Source organism: Rhodanobacter sp. FW104-R8, assembly GCF_001617365.1.
GTDB lineage: Bacteria > Pseudomonadota > Gammaproteobacteria > Xanthomonadales > Rhodanobacteraceae > Rhodanobacter.
This window is the reverse complement of sequence record NZ_LVJR01000017.1, coordinates 52,566-62,957: the sequence shown is the minus strand read 5'-3', so window position 1 is coordinate 62,957 and position 10,392 is coordinate 52,566. Positions and strand designations below refer to the sequence as shown.

Annotated in this window: 2 protein-coding genes and 1 CRISPR repeat array (1 of these 3 cut by a window edge); both genes read right to left on the bottom strand. The window is 61.9% G+C overall.

The window, feature by feature from the left end:
• Positions 1–8,106: a CRISPR direct-repeat array (repeat unit 36 nt; unit sequence GCTTCAATGAGGCCGCAGCGAATCGCTGCGGATCAC) (it extends 1,605 nt beyond the left edge of the window).
• Between the two features lie 228 nt (positions 8,107–8,334).
• The gene (gene cas2, locus RHOFW104R8_RS04320) at positions 8,335–8,604 is read right to left on the bottom strand and encodes a CRISPR-associated endonuclease Cas2 (protein ID WP_235604358.1); all 270 of its coding nucleotides are present in this window, start codon (positions 8,602–8,604) and stop codon (positions 8,335–8,337) included.
• Between the two features lie 46 nt (positions 8,605–8,650).
• Positions 8,651–10,369, bottom strand: a complete 1,719-nt coding sequence (locus tag RHOFW104R8_RS04315; protein ID WP_068097639.1) for a CRISPR-associated endonuclease Cas4/Cas1 — start codon at positions 10,367–10,369, stop codon at positions 8,651–8,653.
• Between the last annotated feature and the right edge of the window lie 23 nt (positions 10,370–10,392).

Sequence of the window (10,392 nt, the reverse complement as noted above, 5' to 3'; positions counted from 1 at the left end):
GGCCGCAGCGAATCGCTGCGGATCACTGAAATGGTATTGTCCGTATGCAATAGCTGCAGGATGCTTCAATGAGGCCGCAGCGAATCGCTGCGGATCACCGGAGCCGTTGGCCCTGGGGTTTATCACTAATGCAACGCTTCAATGAGGCCGCAGCGAATCGCTGCGGATCACCGACCTCTTCGCAGAGATCGCCGCAACGGGTAAGCTGCTTCAATGAGGCCGCAGCGAATCGCTGCGGATCACGTCTCCACCACCACCACCACGTGGGGCTATGCGGTGCTTCAATGAGGCCGCAGCGAATCGCTGCGGATCACGTCGACCCGGCGGCGAAAGCCGCCGGCAAGATCGAGCTTCAATGAGGCCGCAGCGAATCGCTGCGGATCACCAAGCCACCGTGACCGCACATGCGCGCACCCTTCGGGCTTCAATGAGGCCGCAGCGAATCGCTGCGGATCACTACACCTACGAAAACATCAAGCGCAGCGGCCTCAGTGCTTCAATGAGGCCGCAGCGAATCGCTGCGGATCACGATGGCACATGGGTGAACGAATGGTCGGTGGCCGGGCGCTTCAATGAGGCCGCAGCGAATCGCTGCGGATCACATCGTTGGCCGGATGCCAAGCGGCAAGCATGGTGCCGCTTCAATGAGGCCGCAGCGAATCGCTGCGGATCACATTACGGGCGCGGATACGACGACACAGGCAACCGCGCTTCAATGAGGCCGCAGCGAATCGCTGCGGATCACGCAAGCTCGGAAAGTGAGTTCATCGCGCGATCCAGGGCTTCAATGAGGCCGCAGCGAATCGCTGCGGATCACGTTCGCCAGCGGAAAACGCCAAGATTCACGACCACTCGCTTCAATGAGGCCGCAGCGAATCGCTGCGGATCACGATCAGAGCGTAGATTTTCCGGTGGCCAGCGTCTGCGCTTCAATGAGGCCGCAGCGAATCGCTGCGGATCACCCGCCGTTTCAGCGGAGGCATACAGCCCGGTGCGGGGCTTCAATGAGGCCGCAGCGAATCGCTGCGGATCACCAGCAGACCAGCATCAATTCGTTCGTGCCCCGCATGGCTTCAATGAGGCCGCAGCGAATCGCTGCGGATCACCTCAGTCGATGGCCGCGTACAGCGAATCAGCACCAGCTTCAATGAGGCCGCAGCGAATCGCTGCGGATCACGGTTGTGGCCTGCAGGTAGCCGGTGGCGATGCCGGCGCTTCAATGAGGCCGCAGCGAATCGCTGCGGATCACAACAACGGATTGTTTACTCTCTCGACAATGGCCTCATGCTTCAATGAGGCCGCAGCGAATCGCTGCGGATCACCGGCGTGATGGACCGCGCCATCGGTGCGATGCGAGGTGCTTCAATGAGGCCGCAGCGAATCGCTGCGGATCACGTGAATGTGCTGGCACCAGTTGTCAACGATTGCTTGAGCTTCAATGAGGCCGCAGCGAATCGCTGCGGATCACGGCCGGCTTTCGTTGTGTGTGCGTCGCCGTAGTTGCTGCTTCAATGAGGCCGCAGCGAATCGCTGCGGATCACGCAAACGCGGCCTTCGCGCCGATTGTCGCGGGTACAGCTTCAATGAGGCCGCAGCGAATCGCTGCGGATCACCGCCGATCAGCAGCAGGGCCGCGATGGCGATGAAGGTGCTTCAATGAGGCCGCAGCGAATCGCTGCGGATCACCGCCGGCCCGGTCGTCAACCCCGGAGCATTGCTGTGGCTTCAATGAGGCCGCAGCGAATCGCTGCGGATCACATCTGATCCGCAGCACGATCGAGCAGGCCGTACAGGCTTCAATGAGGCCGCAGCGAATCGCTGCGGATCACCGCAACGTCAGGAGCGATCATCGTCGGAGCGATCGCAGCTTCAATGAGGCCGCAGCGAATCGCTGCGGATCACCGAGATGTGTGAGTGGGATCCGCTCGACAAGTCGGCGCTTCAATGAGGCCGCAGCGAATCGCTGCGGATCACCACATGAGCGTGGCGCGCTATCTACGTGAGCACTACGCTTCAATGAGGCCGCAGCGAATCGCTGCGGATCACCGTCGCCGTCTGCGCAGCCGCCACCATGCCGGTGCGGCTTCAATGAGGCCGCAGCGAATCGCTGCGGATCACCGCATGGGCTCGTGTGGTCGGCGCCACGGGTGCCGAGCTTCAATGAGGCCGCAGCGAATCGCTGCGGATCACGACGTGACAGAGTGGGGCACCGGATGGGGCAGGGTGGCTTCAATGAGGCCGCAGCGAATCGCTGCGGATCACCGCGCAGCAATGACGAGCGCCGGGCGCAATGGGCCGCGCTTCAATGAGGCCGCAGCGAATCGCTGCGGATCACACCCGGTGGCCAAGGCCAAGCGCTACGAGGCGATCCCGCTTCAATGAGGCCGCAGCGAATCGCTGCGGATCACCCCCCTTGACGTCAAGCCCCCTCTTTCGCCACCAGCGCTTCAATGAGGCCGCAGCGAATCGCTGCGGATCACGCTGCAAGGCGCGAACGCCGAGTGGGCCGACAAGTGGCTTCAATGAGGCCGCAGCGAATCGCTGCGGATCACACGCTGACCCTGCGGCCCTTGGCGACGCTGCGAGTGCTTCAATGAGGCCGCAGCGAATCGCTGCGGATCACGTCGTGTGGCTGCTCGCCGAGATAAACGCGGATCGGCTTCAATGAGGCCGCAGCGAATCGCTGCGGATCACCCCATGCTCACGCCGTCACCTGCTTGGCGATGTTCGGCTTCAATGAGGCCGCAGCGAATCGCTGCGGATCACCGCACCGACCTCGATCGTGCTGCGTGTCTTGTCCGGCGCTTCAATGAGGCCGCAGCGAATCGCTGCGGATCACCGCCCTCACTGAAGTACGGCGCGGCGTTGGCGTACTTGCTTCAATGAGGCCGCAGCGAATCGCTGCGGATCACAGACCTGCAACCTTGATGGCCTTGCTGGCGTCATCGCTTCAATGAGGCCGCAGCGAATCGCTGCGGATCACTACCCGGCTAACCCGAGGACATTCCCATGATCGACGGCTTCAATGAGGCCGCAGCGAATCGCTGCGGATCACAGATCATCGTGCACGGGATCAAGCCCAGTTCCTCACGCTTCAATGAGGCCGCAGCGAATCGCTGCGGATCACCGCGTGGCTAAGTCGATGGACGACCGCGACCTGCTGCTTCAATGAGGCCGCAGCGAATCGCTGCGGATCACGAGATAGCAGAAGACTTGCGACGCTGCGCGACTGGAGCTTCAATGAGGCCGCAGCGAATCGCTGCGGATCACGCAACGGCTTGTGATCGTCGGACGCAATGGAACGGGGCTTCAATGAGGCCGCAGCGAATCGCTGCGGATCACGATGTACGCGGGGTTTGCTGGGGGCGTTGGCGTCAGCTTCAATGAGGCCGCAGCGAATCGCTGCGGATCACTTGCCAAGCTGACCACGCGCGGTAATATAGACTAGGCTTCAATGAGGCCGCAGCGAATCGCTGCGGATCACCTTGTTCATCACGTTGTTGCCGACGTAAGCGCCCTTGCTTCAATGAGGCCGCAGCGAATCGCTGCGGATCACATCAAGCCCTCCAGGAGCTTCGGCAGGAAAAGCTTAGCTTCAATGAGGCCGCAGCGAATCGCTGCGGATCACGGCGACATTGCCGCGATGCTCAAGATCGGACCAGTCGCTTCAATGAGGCCGCAGCGAATCGCTGCGGATCACGAGTTGTTGCTGCGAAAGAACCGAGAGGGCGAGCAGCTTCAATGAGGCCGCAGCGAATCGCTGCGGATCACCGCTGACGCTGACGCCGGCAAGCGCCGCGGTAACCTAGCTTCAATGAGGCCGCAGCGAATCGCTGCGGATCACCGCGGCGTCTTCTTCGGTTACGCAACCGACACGTCTGGCTTCAATGAGGCCGCAGCGAATCGCTGCGGATCACGGGTACCAGCCGCGAGGCGGCGCACGCCACCGACAGGCTTCAATGAGGCCGCAGCGAATCGCTGCGGATCACGGCGTATGACTGACCGCCGCGCCATCGGAATAACTGCTTCAATGAGGCCGCAGCGAATCGCTGCGGATCACGGCCATGAACATCATTGACCGCGTCATTGAATGCCTGCTTCAATGAGGCCGCAGCGAATCGCTGCGGATCACTTACACCGTCATGGCAAGAAAAACTCATTGGTGCCGCTGCTTCAATGAGGCCGCAGCGAATCGCTGCGGATCACATTTGAAAATAACTACTGCCGCTACCATTCACATTGCTTCAATGAGGCCGCAGCGAATCGCTGCGGATCACGGCGTTTTGGTAACGGCGCCGAGCGCGAGATGCACAGCTTCAATGAGGCCGCAGCGAATCGCTGCGGATCACGCCTAACCCCCACTGATATTTTCCCCCTCAATTATCCGCTTCAATGAGGCCGCAGCGAATCGCTGCGGATCACGTGTCGATGATCATCGCCTACGCGATGGTGCCGTCGCCGCTTCAATGAGGCCGCAGCGAATCGCTGCGGATCACGACGCTGTGATGTGCGGCGTCGCTCGGCAAACTTGGCTTCAATGAGGCCGCAGCGAATCGCTGCGGATCACCCATGGGCAAGGCGCTGGAGAAGAACGTGGCCGCACGGCTTCAATGAGGCCGCAGCGAATCGCTGCGGATCACGCCTCTGAGGTAACACCATGACCCCCGACACGTACAGGCTTCAATGAGGCCGCAGCGAATCGCTGCGGATCACGCGTTGCAATTCGCCGTCGTGTGATTGCAGCCGGGATGCTTCAATGAGGCCGCAGCGAATCGCTGCGGATCACCACAGCCAGCAGAGCGGGGCGCCAACGAATCGAAAACGCTTCAATGAGGCCGCAGCGAATCGCTGCGGATCACGTACGCGAAGAAGTCGGAGGAACAGGGCGACAAGATGCTTCAATGAGGCCGCAGCGAATCGCTGCGGATCACGACCGCGCAGGTCAACGCGAATCGTTGTCGCCAGCAAGCTTCAATGAGGCCGCAGCGAATCGCTGCGGATCACCGACCTCTCGCAGTATGTGGTGGTACGGGATACGGCGCTTCAATGAGGCCGCAGCGAATCGCTGCGGATCACATGCACGAAAAGGAGATTCAGGCCACCCAGGCGTTCGCTTCAATGAGGCCGCAGCGAATCGCTGCGGATCACAAAATTGCGGCTGTCAATCTAACGTATGCGGTACGCGCTTCAATGAGGCCGCAGCGAATCGCTGCGGATCACCTGCCGCGATCGCGGGCAGCGCGATGCCGATGCCGGGCTTCAATGAGGCCGCAGCGAATCGCTGCGGATCACCAGGGGCCGGGCGCCAGACCACGTGCCGACGGGATTGCTTCAATGAGGCCGCAGCGAATCGCTGCGGATCACCACGGCTGGAACGACGGTCACCTACTACCTGTATTTGCTTCAATGAGGCCGCAGCGAATCGCTGCGGATCACACCGGAAAGGACATCGAGGAACTGGAAAAAAACTCCGCTTCAATGAGGCCGCAGCGAATCGCTGCGGATCACCAGCTGCTCGCCGCTGGGTGCGTTCTGGCCGGTCTTGCTTCAATGAGGCCGCAGCGAATCGCTGCGGATCACCGATACTGCCGCGACGTGCTGCAGCGCCACCCCACGCTTCAATGAGGCCGCAGCGAATCGCTGCGGATCACCGGGTGTGGGCTACGAGCAGGCATATCAGCGAGCGCTGCTTCAATGAGGCCGCAGCGAATCGCTGCGGATCACATCGTTCGACCCGCTGCTGTCGCTTACCGGCACGCAGCTTCAATGAGGCCGCAGCGAATCGCTGCGGATCACCGCCAACGATGACCACGATGCCGCAAACCACCCAGTCGCTTCAATGAGGCCGCAGCGAATCGCTGCGGATCACGAGGTGGTGCCGCCCGTGCGCTCCTCGTTCTCGTCGCTTCAATGAGGCCGCAGCGAATCGCTGCGGATCACGACGGTCACGGTCGAGCGCGTGAATGGTGCTGAGCGTGCTTCAATGAGGCCGCAGCGAATCGCTGCGGATCACCGAAGGAAACATGCATTCTGCGCGACAAGGTGAAGCGCTTCAATGAGGCCGCAGCGAATCGCTGCGGATCACTGGGCATTGTGCTGGGCGCTATTTCAGGGCAGCTTGCTTCAATGAGGCCGCAGCGAATCGCTGCGGATCACTCAGGAGCATCTGGCGGCTCCAGTCGACATCGACGGGCTTCAATGAGGCCGCAGCGAATCGCTGCGGATCACCTCGCGTTTCGCTTGAGTGCCACTGGTACACCTACGCTTCAATGAGGCCGCAGCGAATCGCTGCGGATCACGTTTCTAACGCTCCTACCGACGCCTACGGTTTAATTGCTTCAATGAGGCCGCAGCGAATCGCTGCGGATCACAGAGTGCGAGGTACTGGATAGCATCCGCCATATGCGAGCTTCAATGAGGCCGCAGCGAATCGCTGCGGATCACGCCCGTATGCGGCGGAGAAGGCCGCGGCCGCGAAACTGCTTCAATGAGGCCGCAGCGAATCGCTGCGGATCACGCAATAGATAGCGGGAAGTCTAGGCGCGCACACCTAGCTTCAATGAGGCCGCAGCGAATCGCTGCGGATCACTTGAAAATATCCGGGAAGAATTGACAGATCACGAGGCTTCAATGAGGCCGCAGCGAATCGCTGCGGATCACCCAATATTCTGTCACAGATCGTCTTTACCGATTTGCAGCTTCAATGAGGCCGCAGCGAATCGCTGCGGATCACCGGCAAAGATGGGTTAGGAAACCCAGCAAAATTATAGCTTCAATGAGGCCGCAGCGAATCGCTGCGGATCACCGAGAACGTATCGCCTGGGTGAGTATAGATCGGATGGCTTCAATGAGGCCGCAGCGAATCGCTGCGGATCACACAGGTATAGTGGGTACGCCAAATACACCAGGAAAGCTTCAATGAGGCCGCAGCGAATCGCTGCGGATCACCGATGAGCTGATGGCGAAGGTCGATCCCGACACGCTGCTTCAATGAGGCCGCAGCGAATCGCTGCGGATCACCGTACAATGCGGGCAGGACGCGTTTCTGGATCGCTGCTTCAATGAGGCCGCAGCGAATCGCTGCGGATCACACACCCGTGAAGGTATTACGGTAAAGCCCAACAATGCTTCAATGAGGCCGCAGCGAATCGCTGCGGATCACTTAAAGTGATTTACAACAGAGAGGTGTGGAACATGGCTTCAATGAGGCCGCAGCGAATCGCTGCGGATCACCGAAGGCCCACGAGAAGCCGTTGCCGATTGCCAGCCGCTTCAATGAGGCCGCAGCGAATCGCTGCGGATCACGCGACGTCTGGACGGTGGCCACCAAACCGTACTCGGCTTCAATGAGGCCGCAGCGAATCGCTGCGGATCACGCACGGTTCACGCCCAGCAAGAAAAGCAGACAGTCGCTTCAATGAGGCCGCAGCGAATCGCTGCGGATCACGTCAACGCCGTGAGGCCGAGGACCGCGCACGGCAGGCTTCAATGAGGCCGCAGCGAATCGCTGCGGATCACCAACCAGTGGCTGGCGGGCAAGTACCAGGGCGACAACGCTTCAATGAGGCCGCAGCGAATCGCTGCGGATCACGCGGCCAGCGCGCGCGTGCCGCCTCGGCATGGCGCGGCTTCAATGAGGCCGCAGCGAATCGCTGCGGATCACCGGCAGGGCAAAAGAAAGGGCGACCGAAGCCGCCAGTGCTTCAATGAGGCCGCAGCGAATCGCTGCGGATCACTCCCCTCCGCCTGCCAAGACCCCCAAGCGCGGGCTGATGCTTCAATGAGGCCGCAGCGAATCGCTGCGGATCACCGCCGATGGCGTTGTCTGCTGTCGTGTCGACCACTTTCCGCTTCAATGAGGCCGCAGCGAATCGCTGCGGATCACGGCAGGAGTTCCTTGGTGCTAAAACGTATGACGTGCTGCTTCAATGAGGCCGCAGCGAATCGCTGCGGATCACGCGCGTAGCAGATGGCTGGCCGGCGATTCTGCCGACGGCTTCAATGAGGCCGCAGCGAATCGCTGCGGATCACAGCCTTGCTCACCCGAGCAACTTCAGCCAGCGCGTTCGGGCTTCAATGAGGCCGCAGCGAATCGCTGCGGATCACCGCCATGCCGTAAGTCCTTGTGCGGTCTGGCTGTTCGTCGGGTTTGTGCGAGGGGTGTCCCGCACAAGCGCAAGGCAGGCTAGCGCGCGTGATGCTTGATGGCAACAGCGGCGGGTAAGTATTGGATTTTCAATGAGCGTTGTGATGCGAGAGGTGGCCCGGTTTTGTGGCATCACCGGAGCGCTCGCGTGGGGTGGGCGAAAGAAGGTGGGCGGTGGCGGGTGGCCGTCACACGATGATCGGCTCGCGGGCCACTGGTTCGAATTTGTCACCGAGACTGACGACACGGGGTTTGACCTTGTCGGCGGGGCCGAGATCGATGATCAGCAGGGCATCGGTGCGGCGCAGGATGATGCCGTCGAGAAGTTGCAGCATCTCGGCGTGTCGTCGGCGGCTCAGTCGGCACTGGAATACGGAAAGTTGCAGCCATTCGCCGAAACCCTTCATGGTCTTGAATACGCGGCGCAGGCGCTTGTCGTCGCGAATGTCGTAGGTCACCAGGTAAAGATGCTCGTCCATCGGGGTCTCGTCGATTGCGACGCGCTCAGCGCGTGGTGAAGTTGGGGTAGTCGTCCAACTCGCCCAGCAGGAACCGCCCCAGCAACCGAGCCTGCAGTTCGAGCAGGCGGCGGTAGCTCAGGCGGTAGCCGAACAGTGGATGGGTGACTTCATGACTGAGCCGACGCTCAAATGCCGCGATGAAACGCTTGCGTCCCTCCGGGGTGAGGTTGACGCTGCCGGCGGCGCTGACGAAGTCGCTGGGATGGACTTCGCCGTTGTTGATCACCTGGATCACCACCGAATCGGCGAGCAGCGGGCGGAAGGGCTCCATCAAGTCCAGTGCGAGGGCCGGACGGCCGTAGCGCGGCTGGTGGTAGAAGCCGCGGAAGGGGTCGAAGCCCACCGATTGCAGTGTCACTGTCAGCGTCCGCGCCAGCAGGGTATAGGCGAATGACAGCATCGCGTTGATCGGGTCGGTCGGCGGGCGCCGGTTGCGCAGGGTGAAGTCGAACGACAGCAAGGCTTCGTCTTCGGCGACCGCGGGTTTGAGCGTATTGCGGAAGTTTCCGAAGTAAAGCGCGGCGGCGCTGCCCTCGATGCCGAGCAGGGTCTCCAGGTTTTCGGCGTGCTCGCTCTGCTTCTGGATGCGCTTGAGGTCGGCCAGCAGGCGTTCTGGTTTTTCCTCCGGCTTCCAGTTGCGGCGCAACTGGGTGCGACTGTTGGCGATTTTCGCGGCCACCAGTCCGCGTGCCACGCGCAGGCAGGCGGCATCGTTGAAGCTGATGCGGTACTGCGCGGTGCGAAGTTCCACGTTCTTGTGGCCGTTGCCGACCGTGTGGCCGTAGAACCAGCCGCCATAGCTGTGCCAGGTGACGGGGATGTCCCGTTGCATCAATTCGCCCAGGCACGGCGAGGTGACGTAGACATTGCCCATCAGAACCACTTGCGAAACCTCGCCGATGCGGGCCGTGGCCAGCACCTGGTCGTCCTTGCTGACCTCCAGCACGTCACCTTTCTTCGCCAGCTTGGCGTTGAATTGCTGGATGTACAGCGGCAGTGCCTCGTGATGCGGCACCGCCAGCGGGCGCGGCGCCAATTCGGCGCGATGCAGGTACTGCACCTCGTCGGGCAGGCAGATGGTCACCAGCGAGCAGCGCGGGCATTTGGGGCTGTCCACCAGCGGATCGGGAATACGTCCGCCGGCGGCCATCGCGCGCAGCTCCGCGATCGCGTTGCGGGTCAGCGCGAGCAGCTCGTCGTCGAACGGAACGGCGACACGCTCCTTGCTCGCCACGTAGTAGATCGCACCCTCGTCGCACACGTAGCCGTGCTCGCGCAGCAGCAGGCCCTGTGCGCAGAGTTGCACCCGTTCCGGGTCGTAGACGCCGCGTGCCGTGTGCGGCCGCTTGCCGCGCTTGTAGTCGACCGGGGTGACGGTGTCGCCTTCGCCTTCAATCAGGTCGAGCTTGGCGATCAGGCCGATGCTGTTGGACGACAGGGTGACCGAGCGGGCGTGGATCTCGACCTGCTCCTCGCGCGCCTTGTCGGCCGCGGGCAGGTCGCCGGAAGGCTTGTCGACGCGTTGGTGGCGGTGGCGGCCATCGACGGTATCGACCGAATCGGCCCACTCGCCCTGCACCCATTCCAGGTAGGCCAGTCGCGGGCAATACACGTGCTCGTTGAGCATGCGCACCGGAATCAACGGCTGGTCGCCGCCCAACTCCGGGAATGGCAGTTGCAGGTCCCCTTGCTTCGGTTCCATCGAGCGTCCCCTGTGGCCGTCGC

Excerpts from the sequence above, each read along its gene's own strand:
- RHOFW104R8_RS04315 (WP_068097639.1), bottom strand. The coding sequence starts at position 10,369 with ATGGAACCGAAGCAAGGGGACCTGCAACTGCCATTCCCGGAGTTGGGC.